This is a genomic window from Bartonella quintana (assembly GCF_009936175.1).
GTDB lineage: Bacteria > Pseudomonadota > Alphaproteobacteria > Rhizobiales > Rhizobiaceae > Bartonella > Bartonella quintana.
In genome coordinates this window covers 1,482,248-1,502,651 of sequence record NZ_AP019773.1, presented here as the reverse complement: position 1 = coordinate 1,502,651, position 20,404 = coordinate 1,482,248, and the positions used below count along the sequence as shown (strand labels likewise).

Here is a 20,404-nt window from a genome sequence, read left to right as displayed (position 1 = left end):
TTTGCTGCCTCATCCTCTTTCTCGTTGTACCTCTAAAGTATAACCTTTAGCAGCATAGTTTTTGTATTTTCATCTCTTTCAACAAGTTGAGGTGCTTGAAATATCATTTCAATTCCTCAGTGTAATAAAAAACATAAAGCTTAACCCAATCTTACAACAGCATGATTCTTCGTGATCAAATCTTGGCTTGTTTCTTCGCAATGTTTTCCTCTTATGTTGATTTATCTATAGTTCATAAGCAAAAAGATGAGCCAGAAAAATGGTGGTATCGGTCTTCACAGATTCGCCATTACAATTCATAACTCTTGGTAAGCTCTTCCAAAATCGGATACCAAATCTCTTTCTAGCATCAGGATTGAGAACGTTTAGACCATTTGCCTGATAATCAAAGAGAAATGTTTCGCCCTTGAAGTTCAGCTTTTAAAATAAATGCTTTCAACAAAAAGGGGAGGGTAAGGTTTTCAGTCCTCATACGCATCCCACAAGCTTTTCTCAATAAATTGTAAATTTTTTGCCAATCCTTGCGCTTTATTGATGAAATATTTCTCCTTGGTAATATGCCTGTTTTTTAACAAATGGAACGTTAACGCTGCTCCATATTTCCTTAACTCAGGTCACAAGCCTCAAGATGCTTTTTCATGAAAAATGCATCTTTTAAAACGAAAATGCTCAGCATCTTCTTTAAGAGTGGAGAGTGTTTTTTTAGCTTTTTTGCCGTAGCAAAAAAAGAGAGGCGCCGAGGACGCCAGCAGCCAAGATAAACCACGTAAGAGCGTAGACAAGGTGATTATTTCGGAAGTGGACAACAGTTAAACCAGCAATGGGGAGTTCTTCCCGCGGGGCTGTTTTTTTTTCAGCATCAATGAAATAAGGAGCAACAGATGACAGTCCAAGTTTTTGTGCCATCGCGGGGAGATCACGTGTATACCATAGATCATGATCAGGATTATTTTTGCGTGGAAAAAAACCGTTTTTTTCACTCATACGTAATAGACCTATGATTGTAGTTTGTTCTGTATCAGTGGCAGAAGGTTGATTAGAAGTGTCATTTGTGTGTGGCTGTTTTAGCTGTTGAAAGTGAGGGCGTGCGTCCATGGGAATAAAACCGCGATTTACAAAGGTTATTGCGTTATTGGCTGTTTGTAAAGGCGTTAAGACCCAGTAACCACTGGTATCTTGAGCAACAGCAGTAACAAGAATATTTTTATTTGTGAGGAATTTTCCAGTGATGATAACAGGTCGATATTCATCTTTCTCAAAAGTAACAGATGCCCATTGATTTTTGGGTGGTGCTTTGATGGGAGGCAAATGAACACGCTGATGTGCGCTGGTGATAAGATTTGTTTTCCAGTTTAATCGTTGTATTTGCCACACACCTAATGCACTGAAAATAAGAAAAAAACATATACATAAAGCACCAAAAAGAAGGGAAGAGAAACGGATATTTTTGTGTTGAAGCTCTGTTATGGTGTCTTCTGTTTTGCTCATGATGCATACTTCCCTTTTTTGTCTAGTGAGCATTAAATTTTAGCACGATGAGTATTTAAAAAAAATATTTTGTATGTCTTTTACAGAAAAAGATGAGAAAATAAACCGATAAGAGACCCAAAAGGTTTTATAAAAGACTTGACCTTTCGTTGGCGACACCCTATTAGAAACACGACTTCCCAATGGTGCCCATTTAAGGCAATGTTTTGTACGTGCTTTGCGTTCATTCTGTTTTACTGGGATTGGGATTTAAGAGTTTCTTAGAGTTTAAAAAGGTGAAGCTTATGTCTCGTGCCTGCGAATTGACAGGAAAAACAGTTCAGTATGGCAATAACGTTAGCCATGCGAATAATAAAACGCGTCGTCGTTTTTTACCAAATCTTTGCAATGTGACATTAATTTCGGAGGTATTGCAGCAAAGTTACCGTTTGCGTGTTTCGGCGAGTGCTTTGCGTTCTGTTGAGCACCGCGGTGGTCTTGATAGCTTTTTGGTCAGAGCTGATGATAAAGAATTATCGCAACGTGCCCGTTTGTTAAAACGTCAAATTGTTAAGAAAAAAGCTGAACAAGCGGCGTAATCGCCTTTGTTGACTACGAGACTGAATTGTTTGCTCTCGTTTTAAGGTTAGGGGGCGCTGTTTTGGGCTTTTACTGTTTGTTCCTGTATTGAGTGGGTTCCATTACCCAGGTTAAGGAACTCTCCTCACGCAGTCCTTTGTTAGAACAGCAAAAGAAGAGGTATGTTGTTTTTTCTGTTTTTGCAATGTGCCTTGCTATGACTGCTTCTAATATTTTGATTCAGTTTCAGGGGGCTTAAGATTTCTTATAAAGATGAAGCGTTTTTTCGGTAAAGAGTGCGGCTAATTGTTTTGTTATCGCGTCGGCTAATCCTTCAGCATTCATAACTGTTACAGCGCGTTGATAATAACGTATAACGTCATGACCAATGCCAATGGCAATAAGTTCTATGGGCGAATGGATTTGGATTTCTTGAATCACCGCGCGTAAATGTTTTTCAAGATAATTGCTAGAATTAACGGACAGTGTTGAATCATCAACAGGAGCTCCATCAGAAATAATCATGAGAATACGACGCTGTTCACGCCGTGATAAAAGGCGCTGATGCGCCCAAATAAGTGCTTCACCATCAATATTTTCTTTCAGCAATCCTTCCTGCATCATCAAACCTAAATTGCGTCGTGCTCGACGCCACGGTGTATCGGCGTTTTTATAGATGATATGACATAAATCATTAAGGCGCCCCGGATTATTAGGTTTATGCTGATTGAGCCATTTTTCGCGCGATTTCCCTCCTTTCCAAGCTTTGGTGGTAAAGCCCAAAATTTCAACTTTGACTCCGCAACGTTCAAGAGTTTGGGCTAAAATATCTGCACAACTTGCTGCAACAGTAATGGGACGTCCTCGCATTGATCCTGAATTATCAATGAGGAGTGAGACAATAGTATCGCGAAATTGGGTATTGCTTTCCATTTTAAAAGAGAGGGATTGCATTGGATCAATAATAAGGCGTGGGAGTCGCGTTGTATCGAGATATCCTTGCTCAAGATCAAAATTCCAACTGCGATTTTGTTGTGCCATAAGACAGCGCTGGAGGCGGTTTGCTAAGCGTCCTACAATGCTTTGGAGATGATTGATGTGCTTATCAAGACACTGACGCAAGTGATCCAATTCGCTTTCAGAACAAAAATCAGTTGCTTCCAAAACTTCGTCAAATTGTCGGGTGAAAATTTTATAGTCAGCAAGTCCTTCCATTTGGTCCGAAACAGCGAGAAAACGTTTGGGTTTACTCGGTTTTTCTTGCCAAGCGCTTTCTTGTTCTTCTTCGGCTTTATCACCCTCGTTTGATTGAGCTACTTGCGTTTTTCCTTTATCTTGTGCATCGCTTTCTTGTTCAGTTGTTGTTTGTTTTTCGCTTTGATCCTGTTTTTCGTTTTCACTGTCTTCTTCTGCTTTGTTTTCAGATTTACACCCGTTTCTTACTTTTTTATTGTCTACGCTGTCAGAAGTTTCTTCTAGTTGGGCTGCCATTTTTAGAGCAAAAAGCATTTGCCGAACAATTTGTGCAAAAGCATGTTGGTTGTGAATATGATGCGCTAGTTCGTTTAGTTGTGCTGCGGCTTTTTGTTCGATTGAATGGCGCCATAATTCCAATAAAGGTCCAGCTTCTTTGGGAGGAGGGCGTTTTGTTATTTTTTCACGCAATAAAAGTGCAATCGCGTCTTGAATGGGGGCTTCACTTTGGGTGTTAATCTTTCGATAATGGGTTTTTTGATATTTATCGGCGAGCATTCTATCAAGATTTTGTGCAATCCCCTCCATAGCTAAAGTGCCGATTGCTTCAACACGGGTTTGTTCGAGAGCATCAAAAACAGCGCGTGCTTTTGATTCTACTGGAGCAAGTCGTGTGTGAATGCTGTTATTATGCCACGCTTTACGTAGGGCTATGGAATCGCCTAGTCCACGGGTAATGCTTACATCTTTATCTGTTGCGTGTTGTGACAGTTCCGGTAAGTGCGCATAATTTCCGTTCAGTGATGGTCTGTGGTGACTAAAAGAAACTTCAAGCTCGTGCGTACCAGCAATTGCCCGGATACAGCTGGAAATGGCTTTTTTAAAAGCTTCAGCATCAAGGGTACTGTTGGGAGAGTCGTTTTTCAGATTTTGGCTGTTTTCGCCAGCTTCTGCGGCCATGATAGACGTATCCCTTAAGGTAAGACACACTAAATGAATGATTCAGGAAGCTCTTGTCCAAAGGCACGTTGGTAAAATTCTGCGACAGTGGCACGTTCTAGTTCATCACATTTGTTAAGAAAAGTTAAACGGAAGGCAAATCCAATATTTTGAAAAATTGCCGTATTCTCTGCCCAAGTAATGACAGTGCGTGGGCTCATGACCGTTGAAAGATCTCCATTAATAAAAGATTTCCGGACCATATCAGCAACATGCACCATTTGTGAAATTGTTTTTTTTCCCTCAGTTGTTTGAAAAGTTTTGACCTTTGAACAAACGATATCAACTTCTTTATCGTGAGGTAAATAATTTAAGATCGTCACAATGGACCAGCGGTCCATTTGAGCCTGATTGATTTGTTGTGTACCATGATAGAGCCCTGTTGTATCACCAAGACCAATGGTGTTGGCGGTTGCAAAAAGACGAAATGCTGGATGAGGCGCAATAACACGGCTTTGATCAAGTAGGCTTAGTCGTCCACAAGCTTCAAGGACGCGTTGGATGACAAACATAACATCGGGGCGTCCTGCATCATATTCATCAAACACAAGAGCAACATTGTTTTGATAAGCCCATGGCAAAATACCTTCTTTAAATTCAGTAATTTGGAGTCCATCTTTTAAAACAATGGCGTCTTTTCCTACGAGATCAATACGGCTGACATGACTATCGAGATTAATTCGAATACAAGGCCAGTTAAGACGCGCTGCGACTTGTTCAATATGCGTCGATTTACCTGTGCCGTGATAACCGGAAACCATAACACGGCGGTTAAATGCAAAACCTGCTAAAATCGCTAAAGTCGTTTGTTGATCAAAAAGATAATGAGGATCTAAATCAGGAACATGGGGGCTTTTTGTGCTAAAAGCAGGGACTTTCATATCCGTATTAATATTAAACAGATCACGAGCACAGAGTGTAATATCGGGCACATTTTCAACTGTAGGATTTGTTTTTGTCATTGTTTTTCCAGAAGGAAGTACGCTATTTATTTTCATTTGTTGGAAAACGATACAAGAGTTAAAGAACTTATGCAATGCTCTATAAAGCGAGGCTTTGGTTTTAAAAAAACGCTTTATCACCTATGTTCTATATTAGCTTGCGAAAACGAGAAAAGTTCAAACTAAAATGGTTTCATATGAAGCTGAAGCTTTTCTAGCATAGGCCAGATTTTCTTAAGAGATTATAGGCATGAAGGACATCGCGAAAGCGCTCTTCTGAAGAACGGTTGCCACCATTGGTATCAGGATGGTGTCTTTTGACCAGTTCTTTATATCTCATTTTGATATCTTCAGCTGAAGCGTTTGCTTGTAATCCCAATATATCAAAAGCTTTAGCTTCTAAAGGTTTCAATTTTCGTGAATGCGTATTAACTGAATGACGTTGGGTAAACAAAGTGAATGGATTGCGCATACGATTTTGGTAGGCAGCTGTTCCAGAGCGGATTTTTGCATAATTGACAGCTGTTTTTTTCGACACACCATTGCTGAGGTCTGTAGGCCATGTTGGGCGATGTCCTGTGAGAGCATCCTTTTGAAACTTTTCGATATCTTTGTCACTAAGATCAGAAAAATAATTAAAGTTTTTATTATAAGCGCGCACATGCTCAATACAAAAGTACAAATATTGTCCTTCACGATTTCGACCTGCTGGTGCTTTATGGGCTCCTGGTTTCTTACAGCCTTCCCATTGACACTGTTGTGCTTCAGGCTGCTTCTTTTTATTAGAGCTGATTCGAATTGAGTCAAATAATTTGGATGTTGTTACCATATCTTTGGTTTATGAAAAATTGATCAGTTTGACAAGAATTGACTTTTGAAAAATTTGTGTTCACACGCATTTGGTAATCAAAAAAGTTTATTGAATTGATCATTTTGTGAAGGAACAAAAAATGTCTACTGCGATTCAAATAACGATCAGGAGGAAACTCCAGGATGCCTTTTGTCCGCAAAAGCTTGAAGTGATTAATGAGAGTCACCTTCATGTTGGACATCCTCATCAGGAACATGCCCTTTATGGGAAAGGGGAAACGCATTTTCGGGTGAAAATTCTATCTTCTTCTTTTTCAGGTATGACACGTGTAGAGATACATCGGGCGATTTATAAAGTTTTACAAAAAGAGTTAGCAACATGTGTTCATGCTTTGGCGCTTGAGATTGAATCTGTTTAACGTGTTTTTTCGTTCAAAAGTCTTTTAGGCACGGGGGTGCGCTTTTTGATAAATTTCTAACAAACGGTCTGTATCCACATGTGTATAGATTTGTGTGGTAGAAAGGGAGGCATGGCCGAGAAGTTCTTGAATGGTGCGCAAATCTCCTCCCCGTGATAAAAGATGGGTGGCAAAGGAGTGGCGCAGTGAATGGGGGGTGGCAGTTTCTGGTAAACCAAGGCTTGAACGTAAGTTTCGAACAGTTCGTTGAATAATGGCTGGCTGCAAGGGGCCACCTCGAGCACCGCGGAACATTGGTTGGTTTTTCACTAAAGGATACGGGCAGCATTTGAGGTAATTTTGTATTGTTTCGTAAACAACTGTAATGAGAGGGACAAGGCGTGTTTTCCCACCTTTTCCGGTCACGAATAAACTTGTTTTTTCAGGATCAGAAAATTGTTCTGGCGTGAGCGCTAGGGCTTCTGATATTCGCATTCCACAGCCATAAAGGAGTATTAAGACAGCAGCATTACGGGCAATGATCCATGATTCATTTTCCTGTTGATTTTCTTGTTTAACGACATGAAGTGCTGATTTTATAGCCAAAGGTTTGGGTAATGATTTTGAGTATTTGGGTGTTCTGACAAGCTTAGAAGCAGGAATGCTGACGATCCCTTCGCGGGATAAGTAGTTGAAAAAAGAACGTAAACCCGCCATCGCCCGGCTTAAAGAACGAGCGCTTATATTGAGTGTGCGGCGATAAGCCAGATAAGCACGCAAGTCAGTAACGCGCAAATTGGCCAGATCATGAAAGGTTGGTTTGTGCCCAAGGTGTTGACAAAGAAAAGACAAAAACTGTCGTGTATCACGTTCATAGGCTTGTGCTGTGTGTGTTGCCATGCGACGTGTTCGTAGAAGATTATCCAACCAGTTTTTCCTGGCGGCTAAAACAGAAGGATCCGCTGGAATCAGAAAGACATTTTTGCCTTTTCTACTGTCATCTTTTGGGGGCATTTCTAGTTGAAGGTCTCTTTCTTTTTAGGTTTTTCGCTATTGGCGTAATCATTCTTTTTTGAAGCTTGTTCTTTATGATTGGTCATATGTTTTTCGCCTTTTAAAGAGAGTATCTTTAAAAGATTGTGCGTTGACATAAGATGGGCAAAAATCAATCCTAAAAAGCCATTTTTATGGAGCTTGGCAAGTTGGTGCGCGGATAATTTATTCAGTTTTTCTTCATCAACGACCCAGAAATGTTCCAATTGCGCTGAAAGACCTTTGTCATTTTTTACATTGATTGATTTTTGACTCAGAAGATCCATCTCTACAAGGGCATCGATAAACTGAGCGGTTTTTTCCATAGCGCTTTTAAAGCTTTCAAGAAAACGAATACGCTCTTCCATGAAGGGAGAAACAGATCCATCCGAATTAAAAAGTTCTGTACCTGCAACCTCATTGAACATGCCTGATTGCTGATCAAAGCAAACAGAAAGTTCTTTTTCATTTTTAAATTGTGCAAGCGCAAAAGGATAGCGACGGACAAAAGCTGGGAGATACGTATTTTTTTTCCAACTTTTATCGGAGACGATGTAATCGTTTTCGTCGTTAGAAAGACCTACAAGAGCAGCAGATGTATAATGCCGTTTCTTTTGTTCATCTTCTGCGCACATAAACAAAATGGGATAGTCTAGAGCAGCTTGAAAATATTCACTACTTGCTAAAGGAACCCAGTGAGTATCCTTGGCGAAAGACATATCGCTTGGAGGAGCAAACTTTAGGTTTTTATGGGAAACTTTGTTGATTGGGGTAATATCTTTGTAGAAAAGCATAACATTTGCCATAAGACTTCTCCTTTTATTAATTTGTTTTTGTTACCAAGAAAGGTCTTTCTGGAAGATTTTTAATATGGCAACAAAATTTAATAGAAAGTTACGAGACTGAGAGATTCGCTTTTAAAAGACGGTATTTTCGTATGAAATATAGTAGAAAAAAGCTTAAAAATAAAGTTTATCTTGCCATTATTGATTTACCTCATGGTGTAAAGGGGGATGTTTTGGTGAAGGTCTGGAGTGCTGAACCACAGCGTTTAAAGACTTATGGTATCCTTTATGATGATACGGGACGGCCTTATGAAATTGTAATGCTTCGCGTGCAAAAAAATAATGCAATTGTGCATTTTAAAGGGGTTGAAGATCGCAGTGCTGCTGAGGCTTTAAAGGGGATTCGCCTTTATGTTACGCGCGATCAATTGGTTGATGATTTGGCTGAGGATGAATTTTATCAGGTTGATTTAATTGGGCTTCGTGTTCAGGATTGTGCCGGTCAAAGCTTAGGCAAAGTGAGTGGTTTTTTTAATTTCGGGGCTGGTGATTTGCTTGAAATTCGTTTGAATACGCGTAAAACAACCGTGCTTATTCCCTTTAGCAAGGCAGCGGTGCCAGAAATTTGCGTTACTTCTGGTTTTCTTGTTGTCGAGCCAGTGGCAGCTGGTTTGTTGAGCAACAAGGAAAAAAATAAGGTAGAAAACGACTTGGATTCAAATGAGGATGAAAGAATGAAAAAATGAAGTTTCAAGCGCGCGTTTTAACACTTTATCCCGAAATGTTTCCTGGATTTTTGGGTTATTCTTTAGCAGGGCAAGCTTTAGAACGAGGAATATGGTCGCTCGAGACAGTGCAGATTAGGAATTTTGCTTTGGATAAACACCATAGCGTTGATGATACACCAGCTGGTGGGGGGGCTGGTATGGTGATGCGGGCGGATGTGTTAGCGGCTGCACTTGATAGTTGTCCACATGATTCAACAAGGTTGTTGATGAGTCCGCGTGGACGGCCTTTTAACCAAGCTTATGCGCGTTCTTTGGCGTGTGAGTCGGGAGTGACATTGGTTTGTGGACGTTTTGAAGGCGTCGATGAACGGATAATAGAAGCGCGGAAATTAGAAGAAGTATCCATTGGTGATTATATCCTTTCAGGAGGTGAAACGGCTGCGTTGGTTCTCTTGGATGCTATCGTGCGTCTTTTACCAGGGGTTATGGGCAATGAGGCTTCTGGAAAATGTGAAAGTTTTGAGAATGGTTTGCTTGAACACCCTCAATATACGCGCCCTTCTATTTTTGAAGGGCGTTGTATTCCGCCAGTGTTGACATCAGGTCATCACAAAGCTATCGCTGATTGGCGTCAACAGCAAGCCGAATTGTTAACACGTCAACGTCGCCCTGAGCTTTATGCTCTTTATGATAAAAATCGTCAGAAAACTTGATTCATGTTGTAAGATGGTGTATTTGTATGGCTCTCTTTTTAGAGAGTTTTCCTGTGAAGGATTTTCTGTAGTTCCAAAATTTAAGGGATAGTGTATTCGCTCCTGTGTAAGGCATAGCCTAAAGAATTTTTCTGTTTGTGAAAAGGCTTTTTTCGGCAAGAGTTGGGCGCTCTGACTGGTCAATAAAAAACATCAAGGATGAAAGCAATGAATATTATCGCGCAGCTCGAAGCTGAACAATGCGCAAAAATTGAAGCAAAACGCCAACTGCCAAAATTTCAAGCAGGAGATACCGTCCGTGTCATGGTGCGTGTGACCGAAGGTACACGGACACGTGTGCAAGCTTATGAAGGGGTTTGTATCGCACGTTCAGGTGGTGGTCTGAATGAAACCTTTACAGTGCGCAAGATTTCTTATGGTGAAGGTGTTGAACGTGTATTTCCAGTTTATTCTCCCTTAATTGAGGGAGTTGAACTTGTGCGCCGTGGTAAAGTGCGTCGGGCGAAACTCTATTATCTGCGTGGTTTGAGAGGTAAGGCTGCGCGTATCGCTGAAAAGAGAGTATACCGGAAAAAAGATGAAAAGGTTGCTGAGAGAGTACAAGCAACCGCTGTTACAGTGGATGTTGCAGAGCAAGCTGCTGAATAACTACTGCATCTGCTAGAGTTTATGACAAAGCGACTTTTATGTCGCTTTTTTTGTGTGGTCAGTGATTCGTATTTGTAGCTAAAACATTGGCTTTCCTGTGTATCAAAACGTTGAAGCATCAAAGGTCTATACCTCTTGTTTCTCTTAACGATAGCTGAAATTCAGGACATCGTGGAGCATATTGTTGATATTCAGAGAAGCAGGGATAAATGCATTTGGAAAAATGCATGTTTATATTTGAGAAACAATGATAGACCTTTGACGTGGAGAAAAAATTGTATTAAATAAAGTGAGTTCCATGGCTTGTAGCTGTAGAATAATCGGTTTTTTTTATGCGTGACCTTTAATCCGTTATTTGAGATAACCGACCTGTGAATATTGGCATCATTAGGTGCTAAATAAATGGAAACGATAATATACTTGGTCATTTTGTGCGAGTCTTCCTCGCTTATGATGCGATTATAGTTAAAGCCAGGTCAGGGTATTTTATGACAGAGACAACTATGATAAAAGAGCGCCCTCGTTCTCCCCATGTGAGTATTTATCGTTGGACCATCACTATGGCGATGTCCATTGCGCATCGTATCACCGGCCTAGGGCTTTATTTTGGAATGATATTCTTCACTATTTGGTTAATTTCAATTGCTTGTGGGGATGAGATGTTTCGAACAGTTCATGAAATTTATAGTTCTTTGCCTGGGCTTTGTATTTTGTTTTTTTACACGCTTGCTGGAGTTCATCACATGGTTGGCGATATTCGCCACATTGTTTGGGACATGAATCCTTGCCTTTTAGATAAAAAAAAGGCAGTGTTAACCGCTTGGGCGACAGTTTTTATTTCTCTTATTGTCACTCTGACGATTTGGATTATTGGATGCAGCATTGTCTAGCTAGGGGCAAAAAGAGGTATGAAAAAAGATTTTCGAACAGAACTTGGGAAAGTGCGTGGACTTGGGAGTGCGCGTGAAGGGACAGAGCATTTTTGGCTAGAACGTTTGACAAGTGTGCTTAATCTGCCACTTTGTATCTTTTTTATTGTTCTTATTCTCTCACTTATTGGAAAGGACTATACCATTGTGCATGCACGGCTTTCACATCCGGTTGTAACTATTTTAATGGGATTGCTAACTTTTTCAGTTCTTTATCATATGAAACTTGAAATGCAGGTTGTTATCGAAGATTATATTCGACGTGAAGGCCTGCGGATACTCTTTTTGGTATTAAATGTTTCATTTTGTTTTGTTCTGGGCGGTATAATCATTTTTGCTCTTTTAAAAATTGCATTAGGGGTTTAAACAATATGGGCACAGAATTATCTCTGGGCGCTAGAGCAGGTAATGTTCCTTATCATTATGTAGATCATAAATTTGATGTTGTTGTCGTTGGTGCAGGCGGTGCAGGTTTGCGTGCGACGCTTGGTATGGCTGAACAAGGATTAAAGACAGCATGTATCACAAAGGTTTTCCCAACAAGATCGCACACAGTTGCAGCACAAGGCGGAATTGCAGCGTCACTTTCAAATATGGGGCCCGACAATTGGCAATGGCATTTATACGATACGGTAAAAGGGTCTGATTGGTTAGGCGATACCGATGCAATGGAATATTTGGTGCGTAACGCACCTGCTGCTGTATATGAATTAGAACATTATGGGGTTCCTTTTTCGCGTACGCAAGAAGGTAAAATTTATCAACGTCCTTTTGGGGGGCATACGACAGAGTTTGGTGAAGGTCCACCAGTCCAACGCACTTGTGCGGCGGCTGATCGTACGGGGCATGCGATCTTGCATACGCTTTATGGGCAGAGCTTAAAGCATAATGCGCAGTTTTTTATTGAATATTTTGCGCTTGATTTGATTATGACCGATGATGTGTGTACGGGCGTTGTAGCGTGGAATCTTGATGATGGTACAATGCACCGTTTTTCTGCCAAGATGGTCGTTCTCGCAACCGGTGGTTATGGACGTGCTTATTTTTCGGCGACATCGGCTCATACTTGTACAGGGGATGGTGGTGGAATGATTGCACGTGCTGGATTGCCACTTCAGGATATGGAATTTGTTCAATTTCATCCCACGGGTATTTATGGTTCTGGTTGCTTAATTACAGAAGGAGCGCGTGGTGAAGGAGGCTATTTGGTCAATTCTGAGGGCGAGCGTTTTATGGAACGGTATGCCCCTTCCTTTAAGGACTTGGCTTCACGTGATTTGGTGTCGCGTTGTATAACACTCGAAATTCGTGAAGGGCGCGGCGTTGGGCCGAAGAAGGACCATATTCATTTGGTCCTCAACCATATTGATCCTATGATATTACATGAGCGTTTACCCGGGATTTCGGAATCAGCAAGAATCTTTGCAGGTGTTGATGTAACAAAAGAACCTATCCCCATCCTTCCAACGGTTCATTATAACATGGGTGGTATTCCCACCAATTACTATGGGGAAGTTCTTAATCCAACAGCTGATTCGCCTGATCGTGTTCAACCAGGTTTGATGGCAGTGGGTGAGGCTGGATGTGCTTCTGTTCATGGTGCTAACCGCTTGGGTTCAAATTCATTAATTGACCTTGTCGTCTTTGGCCGTGCAGCTGCCATTCGAGCGGGGGAAGTGATTGATCGCGATGCAGAAATTCCACCTCTTAATGAAGAAGCTGTTGATGAGATTATGGCACGTTTTGATCGTTTACGTTTTGCTGACGGTGCGACGCCAACAGCAATATTGCGTGAAAAAATGCAACGCACTATGCAAGAAGATGCCGCTGTCTTCCGTACAGCAGATTCTTTGCAGCAAGGATGTCAGCGGATAAGTCAAATCTGGGGTGAGCTTTCTGATCTCAAAGTAACAGATCGCTCACTGATATGGAATTCTGATTTGGTTGAAACATTAGAGCTTGAGAATCTAATGGCTAATGCAATTATGACTGTTTATTCAGCAGAAGCGCGTTTAGAAAGTCGAGGAGCTCATGCACGTGAAGATTATCCAGAGCGTGATGACGAAAATTGGCGTAAACATACGCTTTCCCACTTGTCAAAAGATGGTAAGGTCGCATTATCATATCGACCCGTCCATGTGGATCCATTAACAGCTGAAGCGGATGGTGGGATCGATTTAAAGCGCATTGCGCCTAAAAAACGTGTTTACTAAGGGAAGGATGAATTATGGTACAAATTAAACTTCCTAAAAACTCTCAAGTTAAAGCCGGAAAGGTTTGGCCTAAGCCTGAAGGTGCTACACAACTGACAGAATTTCACGTTTATCGTTGGTCTCCTGATGATGAGGAAAATCCCCGTCTTGATACCTTTTATGTGGATCGTTCGGCTTGCGGTCCAATGATTCTTGATGGGCTTTTATTTATCAAGAATCATATTGATCCAACTTTGACATTGCGCAGATCATGCCGTGAAGGTATCTGTGGTTCATGTGCAATGAATATTGATGGAACCAATACGCTGGCTTGTACCAAAGGGATGGATGATGTGAAACATCCCATTAAAGTGTATCCTTTGCCTTCTATGCCCGTTGTCAAAGATTTGGTTCCTGATTTGAAGCGCTTTTATGCACAGCATCGTGTGATTGAACCTTGGTTGCAAACTGTCTCTCCCGAGCCTGCTAAAGAGTGGTTGCAAAGTTACTCTGACCGCCAAAAAATCGATGGTCTTTATGAGTGTATTTTGTGCGCATGTTGTCAGACATCATGTCCAAGCTATTGGTGGAATGGTGATCGTTATTTAGGACCGGCTGTTTTGCTCCAGGCTTATCGTTGGATTGCTGATTCACGTGATGAAATGTGCGGTGAACGTCTTGATAACTTAGAAGATCCTTTCCGGCTTTATCGATGCCATACGATTATGAATTGTACGCAAACTTGTCCAAAGGGGCTCAATCCAGCCAAGGCAATTGCTGAAATTAAAAAACTCATGATTGAACGCCGCCTTTAAAAAATTTATCAGTCGACGAGGTTAAAGTGAGAAGATGCAACCACTTCTCCATATTTTTGTGCTTTTTGAGGGAATGTACGGATCTTAATCTATAAAAGCTTGTTGATTTTTATGAAAATTGAAATGTGCTTGTCACTGGTTGAAAAAGGCAAAATCCTTTTAGAAAAAAGAGAGAGTTGATTTGAAAAAAAGCATCTTAAATGTGGATAAGAAGTGGCAATGATACAGCATTCGGGGTTCTGTGTATTTAAGTAAGATGTGAGAGTAAAGGTGGAATTGTTTGCAACATTTCATTTGTAAAGAACAAGGACATTTCCAGACAGAAGCATTCCATAAAGGAGCCAAGATTGGAAAGAATTTAGGCATTTATTGAGAATAAGTTTCTGGGATGCACGTAAAAGGGCTGAAAACCTTCCCTGCCGTTTTGTTAAAGGTGTTCATTCTATTTTAAAAACGGGGGGCAAAAAGGAGAAATTCTTTTTTCTCAGGCAAGTGACAAAGCACTCCTCAATTATGAATCCTGGTGTTAAAAAGCGGGCTGACATTCGTTTTGGGGAAAAGTTTGTCAAGGATTATGAACTGTGGATTATGATGGTGAATCTGTGAGGATCGATGGACTCCGTGTCCGAGCTCTACAGGTTATAGAGAAGGTTGGTATGAGAGGGAAGTATTGGCAAGGAGCAAGCCAAAATTTTCTCTCCGAACAGTTATGCTATGGTGGATTCTTTGGATCAAGAACTTTACGTTTTATCTCACTCTAGAGAATTGGAAAAATATGATTCAGACAGCGTAGCTTCCTGAATGATTTGAAAATACACAAGTTTTGTTGATGAAAGTTATAATCGAGATAGATTCAGAGAACAAGTGAGGAAACAACAAAACTGCTTTCCTTTCTTTTCTTCTTGCTCAAACAGGGAAAGACTGCATAATGATGAGAAGCTTTACAAAGAACGTAACTTTATTGAATACTTCTTCAAGAAACTAGTATACTTCAGATGTGAGTCTGGCGATTCGGTAAACAAGTTTCTTCTTTTATGAGATGCTTATTCTATTCTTCAATCGTCCTTTAATTTAGAGCGTTCGATGCGCTGAATTTAGGTACATTCACTCATCATAAAAATGATGCTTTATTCTGATAGAATTTCACGGACACCCATTTTTTTCTTCTTAGCTGCGAAAAAAAGAAATTTTTACTACGGTTTAAGATGGAGCTTTCGTTATATTTTTGATCCTCTCAGCTTGCTTAGCTTGGCTATAAGCGCACAGGATTTGTTTGAGCAATGAAAAATATTTTTATCACGCATTTTCCAATTCCAACTTGAAAGAGAGAGTTTATAATGACTATCGGAAACATAGATCAATCAATGTTTTCTCTTTATTGTTCAAGATAAAGAAGAGCTTTTGCGGCATTTTGTTGTGTTCATTTGCTCATAGTTTTCGTCAGTATAGTATAGGTTGTGTATAATTTTTCGAGCAAGAACTTATGTGAAAAATAACTCCGATGGTTGAGAAATGATTTGCTACTATGCAAAGTTATGTTGGAAAAGAACTATAGAAAGGGTGGACGTATGATGGAGTCGCAAAATTGATCCAAGATATTCTCGGATGCCGCTTTTGTGACGACAAGTGGGTTTATATGGCACAGAAGTTCACTGCTCATTACCCACTTAGTAAGGTAATCAACAAGGTGGCTAAAAGTATTACGCTGCTATGCCTTCAATGAGTGGATTGGAATATGATCTTTTTCTGCCAAATTAAACGCATAATGTATAAAACTATCCGTTTCAGTAAGCTGAATGAGCTGTCTGATCAAGAATTATAACAAAATGGCTTGCAAATAGAGCATGGAATTTCTGAAAAATTAACTATTATTTCTAAGGGCAATGATTATTTGTGGTTTTTGAATGTTTCATATCTCATAGAATTTTCATTAATGTATAGGGCGAAAGTCATTTCTTCTGTTGGAAATGTTTGTTCTATCGTGATTTTTCATCCTCGTTATAAGAGGCATACTTCCAAAAAAATAAATAAAAAAGTTACTGAAAGCGATGAGAGTTTTGTACATGATTTTGTTTCATGTGGTATTGTTCCTATTACTCTTTCATTTTTTTGTTGCAAGCGTGCGAAAGCTTCACCAGGGAGGCGGAAGAATTTTATTTCAAAAGGTTAAATAAGAAAGCCGTAATAATTTATTACGGCTTTTTGTTGAAATTTCGGTACTGCTAAGAGAAGATCCTTATTTAAGCTATCTTCGATTTAGAAAAAACTGGGTCGTAAAAAACTTCAGAAAGCTTTCGATCCTTAAAGAATAGCACTACATCAATTGTGGTGTAGAGCACCATCTTTATCATTTCTAGATCGAGTTGGCGGCCAATTTCTGATCTTTTGACCAATGTGGCACACCGTTCGAACGTTTGCAAAGCATTGTTGGCATGTGTTGTGGTAATTGATCCGGGATGGCCAGTATTTAATGAGTTGAGGTATTCCCATGCCTCATTACCACGCAGTTCAGCGAGAAAAATACGGTCAGGCGATTGACGCATACATGCATCTAAACACTCATCAGCTGAAACACGATCCACATCGTCACCATAAAGCATATGCACATGATTGGGATGATTGGGTAAAAAAAGCTCATGAACATCCTCAATCGTAATAATACGCTCTTCTGTAGGCACCTTTTCGATTAAGGAACGAGCAAATGTTGTTTTACCTGATCCTGTTTTGCCTGCAATAATGATATTGCGTTTATGAAATACGCATTTTTCCAAAAATTCAAGAATTTTTCTGTCACGTTTGAGTTGCAGAAGTTGAACTTCAAATGGCTCCAATCGTGTAAAATCCTGTTTTAATAGGAAATCATTCGCTTCTTTTTCTGAAGGCTTATTGAAACTCACGTCGGTAAAGTCATTGAGTACACCTTCTTCATTAAGTTCTTCTAGCGTCTTCACCATCAGGGAGTGTTTACGAATCATAAAGGAGAGTGTGCCGTCGATGACAGCTGGTGTTTGCACAATTGTACCGCGCTGCCCTCCAGGCAACAGCACATAATTAATGCTTTTGGGAACCATACCGTTGTAAACGATAATGGCAGTGATAAGCGTTTGCAAAAAAGAGCTTGTCAATTTTGGTACGCTATGTACCTTCCAGCCCTCGAAGCTTTTTGTCCACACTTCACAGGGACGGCAGATCGATAATTCAGTAATTTTCGGATCTTTTAAGAAAGAATCAAGCGGCTGTAGAAGTTGTGCAACTGCTTGATCTTTCTGTACTGGGTTAGCGTGTAATGAGGCTGTAGACATCGCTGAAATCCAGATCGCGAGCAACAAAAATACTCACCCGCTCGCCTTGGTTTTTGTAAAGTGTTGGTGGAATGTTGATTGAATTGTGAAGAACTTCGTTAACCACTGATTCAGGACTCTGTGTATTTTGAGATAGTGATTTTTCCTTGCTTTCTTTATCTCCTTGACCAATTTTATTTTTCACCCATCCTCCCAAATCACCGATTATACTCATCATGATTGCACCGCCAAATCTTTGCCAGAAATGTGTATCAATCCAACCATCGATCCCAGATTCCCCAAGAGGGCCAGTACCAGGTGAGTCAAGATTGACAATAACACCAGACGGCGTTTCAATACGCGACCATTGCACGAAAACGCGCGTTTGTCCTTGTTGTATGCCACTTTGGTAGAAACCGACGACTTTGGAACCACGATCGAGCAAAACAACACGACCGCTCGTAGAATAGATATCGCGTGTTAAATGACATGTTGTCATTCCCGGTTGTGATGTGACGATTTTTGTTTCCAGCGTACAATCTATTTGCGTTCCCTGCGTAATCAAGAGATCACGGTTACGCAGTTGGGCTGCGTGTGATTGACCTAATCGTACAGGCTGGAGCTTATCGAATAATACACCACTATTTCCATTGTCAAGTGTATTCTTTTTTGAATTTTCTGTAGAGCTTTCGCTACTGCTACCATTGTTAAGACCAGAACTTAACATACGTTTGCGTGCCAATTCTTCAGCATCCTGAATCAAATTTTGTGGCATTGTTTGAAGAAGTTGTGCTAAGGCTGGTGGAATAGACTGCGTTAGTTCTTCTGCCTGTACTGGTGTTTCTGGTTCTTCTAAAATTTTCGGTTCCTCTGTGATTCGAGGGGTGTAGCGAGGTATAATTTGCTCTACTGTCTGTTGAGGCTTTTCTTCTTCAACGTCTATGGCATTGCGCATTTTTAAAGCCTTCCAAGACAGAGCAATCGGCAACGCTACTATGACAATAAGCCCTACTATTAACAATGTCCGTGCACCGGGAACTATTGGACGGCGTTCCGAGTCTAATTCGGAGCTACCATACGCACCTTCAATATGTTTATGCTCAGTGTAGTTTTGTTCTGCACCTGTATTGATCTCATCTCCTTTCTTATTGTCGAACATCATTTACCTCCTTTATTGATGCGATGAACCACCGAGGATACCGTTCCAGTTGTGTTTGGTATACCATTGGGGTCATAGGCTTCATTGAAAACAGCTAAAGCGCGTTTGCCAAGTCGTATGAGCCACTTAGGATTGACTTTATGAACAGCGATAATATCATTGGAACTTCCTACAACAGTACGCGGTATCAAGCTTTCATTGCCTTCGGCATCTACAATGTAAATTGATGGCATATCCATGTTGGCGGGAAACTTGAAATAGGTAATACGTCCATTGTCCCAAGCATTTATAGGAGCAATATCTTGGTTGCCGCTCATGGTGTAACTAAGGTTATAACCGTTCACGGCTTGATGAAAACCACGTTCAATGGCAAGGCGTTGGTTGTTTTCCTCTAACTTTTTATTATTTGCATCGGGATAATGGAAAGCTAATTCATAGGTAGCTCCAGCACGATCATTTCGAAACTGTAGCCGGAATTTATAACTACGCTTGTCGGTAACAACGATAAGATTCGTATTGGCGAGTTCTGCTTTGGGTTTAATAAAAATGTGCCGCCCTTTATGTGCAAAAGCATAAGCTTCAGAATCGCCAAAGGCGTGGGTGATATACTGCTCGCCTTCTTCAAGAATGATATGTGTTGCTACACCGAGAACAGTTTCAATCTGAACCACATCAGCAACATTATATGTTACATAGCGAATGCGATGGTCATATTGGGAACTGGATGGGGTTTTAAGCGCTTGCACGGATATCGTATAAAAAGAGGAAAACGAAGACAGGAGTGCGATAAACACAAGTTTTTTCATCATAATCAATTCCTTAATCATTCAAAAGTATTTCCGGGTCAGCGCGGTAACTTGTAATTTGAAAACCAAGAGGATTAAGCAATCGATCAGATGATTTCATTGGCGCACCAACATAGGTGTAGCCAATTGTTGCGATTTGATGTTGCTTTGGCCCAACTGTGCCTTTACTGTCATGTTGTTGTGTTGTAAAACGCACAGTCGCTTGACCTCGCCCATTTGGCTGAATCGAGCGTACTTTAACTGTAATGCGCGCTTTGTTGGAAAGCACTTGATCACGGGCATTTTCACCCTCATAGATTTTGTAAAACTCCTGTTGAACAGTTGGAGCGCTTAAAAGTGCTGCAGTATCATAGTTCAGCTGAATGGTGTCGTAATCATAACTTTCACGGTTAAGCACATATTGATTGAGCCAGTACCTGTCCACAACTTCGCCATAGCTGGTTTCATGTTCACGCATCATAGAAATAATATCGACCGCGCCAGTTGTGTTATCAACGCGCAGCACCAAGGGAGTGGGAGCTGGTTGAGAAAAGCCAACTACCCCACACATCATGCCAAACAACCCAAAAATGCCAACAACGCACGCCACACGCCACGCTATTTTGCGTGATCTTATAAACTCGCCGATGAGTTCACGTTCTAAACCTCGGCTTTCTTCATAATAACTGTTCAGTCGTTCGGCTTTTACTGGTTTCACTTCTTTTTTTTTCATATCACTCCTCGCTGAATTTCGGCAGGGACCACTTTATTAACAGGCATTCGATTCCAGTTATTGGGTTGTTTTGGCTTTGGAGCCAATGCGCAAGCCGATAAAAGACTCGCAATCAAAATTGTAAAAATGATTGATCTCATTTTAACATTCCTCTTTATTCGACTGTTGAATTCTGTTTAACACTTTTTTATCATTATTTCAATTTTGATTAGAAAT

Annotated in this window: 20 protein-coding genes; 9 read left to right on the top strand and 11 right to left on the bottom strand. The window is 40.6% G+C overall.

Features of this window, described 5'->3' with window-relative positions; genetic code table 11:
- Positions 1 to 702: 702 nt before the first annotated feature.
- Positions 703 to 1,488 carry an SURF1 family protein gene (locus MF1_RS06230; protein ID WP_161510705.1) on the bottom strand — a complete coding sequence of 262 codons (786 nt, stop codon included), beginning with the start codon at positions 1,486 to 1,488 and terminating at the stop codon, positions 703 to 705.
- A 284-nt stretch (positions 1,489 to 1,772) separates the two neighbouring features.
- On the opposite strand from MF1_RS06230, the gene rpmB reads away from it, so the two are divergent.
- A complete protein-coding gene (gene rpmB, locus MF1_RS06225; protein WP_011179907.1) occupies positions 1,773 to 2,066 on the top strand; it encodes a 50S ribosomal protein L28 in 294 nt (97 codons plus the stop codon).
- A 235-nt stretch (positions 2,067 to 2,301) separates the two neighbouring features.
- Here the strand turns inward: rpmB and cobT are convergent, their stop codons facing one another.
- The 3 genes from cobT to MF1_RS06205 all read right to left on the bottom strand — a co-directional run bounded on the left by cobT (position 2,302) and on the right by MF1_RS06205 (position 6,009).
- Positions 2,302 to 4,200: a cobaltochelatase subunit CobT gene (gene cobT, locus MF1_RS06215; protein WP_161510704.1), complete on the bottom strand. Its 1,899-nt coding sequence runs from the start codon at positions 4,198 to 4,200 to the stop codon at positions 2,302 to 2,304.
- A gap of 29 nt (positions 4,201 to 4,229) precedes the next feature.
- On the bottom strand, positions 4,230 to 5,201 hold the full coding sequence (cobS, locus tag MF1_RS06210) for a cobaltochelatase subunit CobS (RefSeq protein WP_161510703.1): 972 nt from the start codon (positions 5,199 to 5,201) through the stop codon (positions 4,230 to 4,232).
- A 193-nt stretch (positions 5,202 to 5,394) separates the two neighbouring features.
- Complete coding sequence (locus MF1_RS06205) at positions 5,395 to 6,009, bottom strand: J domain-containing protein (protein ID WP_011179904.1); 615 nt, start codon at positions 6,007 to 6,009, stop codon at positions 5,395 to 5,397.
- Between the two features lie 121 nt (positions 6,010 to 6,130).
- Here MF1_RS06205 and MF1_RS06200 point away from each other — a divergent pair, with 121 nt between their 5' ends.
- Positions 6,131 to 6,409 (top strand): BolA family protein, encoded by a 279-nt coding sequence (locus MF1_RS06200; protein ID WP_042995516.1) that lies wholly within the window; start codon positions 6,131 to 6,133, stop codon positions 6,407 to 6,409.
- A gap of 24 nt (positions 6,410 to 6,433) precedes the next feature.
- On the opposite strand, the gene MF1_RS06195 is transcribed toward MF1_RS06200, so the two are convergent.
- On the bottom strand, positions 6,434 to 7,402 hold the full coding sequence (locus MF1_RS06195) for a tyrosine recombinase XerC (RefSeq protein WP_161510702.1): 969 nt from the start codon (positions 7,400 to 7,402) through the stop codon (positions 6,434 to 6,436).
- Positions 7,403 to 7,404: 2 nt separating this feature from the next.
- Positions 7,405 to 8,226 (bottom strand): SapC family protein, encoded by an 822-nt coding sequence (locus tag MF1_RS06190; protein WP_011179901.1) that lies wholly within the window; start codon positions 8,224 to 8,226, stop codon positions 7,405 to 7,407.
- Positions 8,227 to 8,357: 131 nt separating this feature from the next.
- Here MF1_RS06190 and rimM point away from each other — a divergent pair, with 131 nt between their 5' ends.
- The 7 genes from rimM (at position 8,358) to MF1_RS06155 (ending at position 14,230) form a co-directional block, all read left to right on the top strand.
- Entirely contained in the window at positions 8,358 to 8,951 is a 594-nt protein-coding gene (gene rimM / locus MF1_RS06185) for a ribosome maturation factor RimM (protein WP_161510701.1), read from the top strand.
- The gene (gene trmD / locus MF1_RS06180; protein WP_161510700.1) at positions 8,948 to 9,646 is read left to right on the top strand and encodes a tRNA (guanosine(37)-N1)-methyltransferase TrmD; all 699 of its coding nucleotides are present in this window, start codon (positions 8,948 to 8,950) and stop codon (positions 9,644 to 9,646) included. The genes rimM and trmD overlap by 4 nt, the downstream gene beginning before the upstream one ends.
- 207 nt (positions 9,647 to 9,853) lie before the next feature.
- The gene (rplS, locus tag MF1_RS06175) at positions 9,854 to 10,294 is read left to right on the top strand and encodes a 50S ribosomal protein L19 (protein ID WP_011179898.1); all 441 of its coding nucleotides are present in this window, start codon (positions 9,854 to 9,856) and stop codon (positions 10,292 to 10,294) included.
- A gap of 488 nt (positions 10,295 to 10,782) precedes the next feature.
- The gene (gene sdhC / locus MF1_RS06170; protein ID WP_042995515.1) at positions 10,783 to 11,184 is read left to right on the top strand and encodes a succinate dehydrogenase, cytochrome b556 subunit; all 402 of its coding nucleotides are present in this window, start codon (positions 10,783 to 10,785) and stop codon (positions 11,182 to 11,184) included.
- An 18-nt stretch (positions 11,185 to 11,202) separates the two neighbouring features.
- Positions 11,203 to 11,589 (top strand): succinate dehydrogenase, hydrophobic membrane anchor protein, encoded by a 387-nt coding sequence (sdhD, locus tag MF1_RS06165; RefSeq protein ID WP_014924560.1) that lies wholly within the window; start codon positions 11,203 to 11,205, stop codon positions 11,587 to 11,589.
- A gap of 5 nt (positions 11,590 to 11,594) precedes the next feature.
- Positions 11,595 to 13,436: a succinate dehydrogenase flavoprotein subunit gene (gene sdhA, locus MF1_RS06160; RefSeq protein ID WP_014924559.1), complete on the top strand. Its 1,842-nt coding sequence runs from the start codon at positions 11,595 to 11,597 to the stop codon at positions 13,434 to 13,436.
- Positions 13,437 to 13,450: 14 nt separating this feature from the next.
- Positions 13,451 to 14,230 (top strand): succinate dehydrogenase iron-sulfur subunit, encoded by a 780-nt coding sequence (locus MF1_RS06155; RefSeq protein ID WP_011179894.1) that lies wholly within the window; start codon positions 13,451 to 13,453, stop codon positions 14,228 to 14,230.
- Between the two features lie 2,240 nt (positions 14,231 to 16,470).
- On the opposite strand, the gene virB11 is transcribed toward MF1_RS06155, so the two are convergent.
- From virB11 to MF1_RS06130, 5 genes are read right to left on the bottom strand one after another with little or no spacing between them, the layout of a single operon-like run.
- Positions 16,471 to 17,532 carry a P-type DNA transfer ATPase VirB11 gene (virB11, locus tag MF1_RS06150; RefSeq protein WP_161510699.1) on the bottom strand — a complete coding sequence of 354 codons (1,062 nt, stop codon included), beginning with the start codon at positions 17,530 to 17,532 and terminating at the stop codon, positions 16,471 to 16,473.
- Complete coding sequence (gene virB10, locus MF1_RS06145) at positions 17,507 to 18,670, bottom strand: type IV secretion system protein VirB10 (RefSeq protein WP_161510784.1); 1,164 nt, start codon at positions 18,668 to 18,670, stop codon at positions 17,507 to 17,509. Before virB10 ends, virB11 begins: the two co-directional genes overlap by 26 nt.
- Positions 18,670 to 19,476, bottom strand: coding sequence for a P-type conjugative transfer protein VirB9 (gene virB9 / locus MF1_RS06140; RefSeq protein ID WP_161510783.1), 807 nt, complete (start codon positions 19,474 to 19,476; stop codon positions 18,670 to 18,672). The genes virB10 and virB9 overlap by 1 nt, the downstream gene beginning before the upstream one ends.
- Positions 19,477 to 19,489: 13 nt before the next feature.
- Positions 19,490 to 20,188: a VirB8 family type IV secretion system protein gene (locus MF1_RS06135; protein WP_161510698.1), complete on the bottom strand. Its 699-nt coding sequence runs from the start codon at positions 20,186 to 20,188 to the stop codon at positions 19,490 to 19,492.
- Positions 20,185 to 20,328, bottom strand: a complete 144-nt coding sequence (locus MF1_RS06130; RefSeq protein ID WP_042995511.1) for a TrwH protein — start codon at positions 20,326 to 20,328, stop codon at positions 20,185 to 20,187. Before MF1_RS06130 ends, MF1_RS06135 begins: the two co-directional genes overlap by 4 nt.
- Positions 20,329 to 20,404: the final 76 nt, after the last annotated feature.